This is a genomic window from Streptomyces angustmyceticus (assembly GCF_040701845.1).
Lineage (GTDB): Bacteria > Actinomycetota > Actinomycetes > Streptomycetales > Streptomycetaceae > Streptomyces > Streptomyces angustmyceticus_A.
This window is the reverse complement of sequence record NZ_JBFBHQ010000087.1, coordinates 1-1,241: the sequence shown is the minus strand read 5'-3', so window position 1 is coordinate 1,241 and position 1,241 is coordinate 1. Positions and strand designations below refer to the sequence as shown.

Sequence of the window (1,241 nt, the reverse complement as noted above, 5' to 3'; positions counted from 1 at the left end):
TGAGACTTTCAAAAGGGTCTTCTTAAACTAATAAACTAAAAATTGGAGTTTGGTTTTAAAGATCTCCCTGGCAACTATTAAGCTAGGATTCACTTAAATTAAAATAACTATAAATTAAGCATATCAAACCAAATAATTTTCGCCAAACGATAACCTGTGTTTTTTCATACAATTTTAATAAAACATATATTAATATAGACCAATTGGTATTTATATCAAAAATAGCTACTTTAACATTGAATTTATATAAATATATTTCCAAACCATTTTTATAAAGATAACATTTTCAAAATATTAAAATTTGTAATAAGCCATTTTTGCGAAAGTATTCACATTTTTATAAGCGAACACTTATGTCTCTTAGTAATTTCGAAACGTCTCTTCGGCAATGACTCCTGCTAGTTGGTTACGCTGTTTTCTTTGTTTTCTTTGATGATACGACTGTGTCACTCTTTCTCGATCAACGATGAAATAAAACCCTCTATTTGAACGAATAATTTTTGCTACCGGGACTTCTTTTACCAGTCGCCCTTCTTCCAAGTTATTCACGACTCTCAACGAACGGATATAACGCAAACAAATCAATTGCTTTTTATATAATGGGGTAGACTGGACGACTTTTTTTGTGACGATATAGGCTCGTTCACCAGGTAACACTTCATCATGTTCGAACTGGATATTATTCGCAAATAAATCTTCTTGTCCGATCACAAACTCCATGTCCTTCTCCTCTAACAATAGTTCTTCCAATTGGAAAAATCGTTTCTTTTTGCCTTTTATGCTCTTCTTTGCTGTACCTTTTGCCATCCATTTTCCCCTCTCTTTTGTTTCTCGTGTGAAATGATCACACCAAATTCAGTTATTTTAATTGTCTCTGTGCAATGTAATTGACGAATCAGTCGTTCTGTCTTTTTCGCGGGCCATGATGGCTGTTCGGCTAACCATTGATTAAAGTAAATCTGCGCTAATTGTGATTTTCGTTGTGTCTGCATATAATCAAACAACACGAAATACTCCTGCATTGCCTCGACTCGGATGATTTCGCCATTTTCCATGATCCTTAATGCCTTGCTTCGCTGTAATTGTTGAAACAATTTGAGTTGTCTTTCTTTTATCCAGTAATCATTCATTTCAAACCAATGCTCTAAACTACTAGGCTTGATTACCTTACGCTTAGACTGCCGCATATAAGCAAGTAATACTTGTATTTCAGTCATTCAACTCACTCCTATTTCTTTTTC

At 33.9% G+C, this 1,241-nt stretch carries 2 protein-coding genes; both read right to left on the bottom strand.

Annotated elements, in window-relative coordinates:
* Positions 1 to 360 precede the first annotated feature (360 nt).
* On the bottom strand, positions 361 to 807 hold the full coding sequence (locus tag AB0411_RS37985; protein WP_366421761.1) for a hypothetical protein: 447 nt from the start codon (positions 805 to 807) through the stop codon (positions 361 to 363).
* Positions 777 to 1,217, bottom strand: coding sequence for a hypothetical protein (locus tag AB0411_RS37980; protein WP_366421760.1), 441 nt, complete (start codon positions 1,215 to 1,217; stop codon positions 777 to 779). The genes AB0411_RS37985 and AB0411_RS37980 overlap by 31 nt, the downstream gene beginning before the upstream one ends.
* Positions 1,218 to 1,241 lie beyond the last annotated feature (24 nt).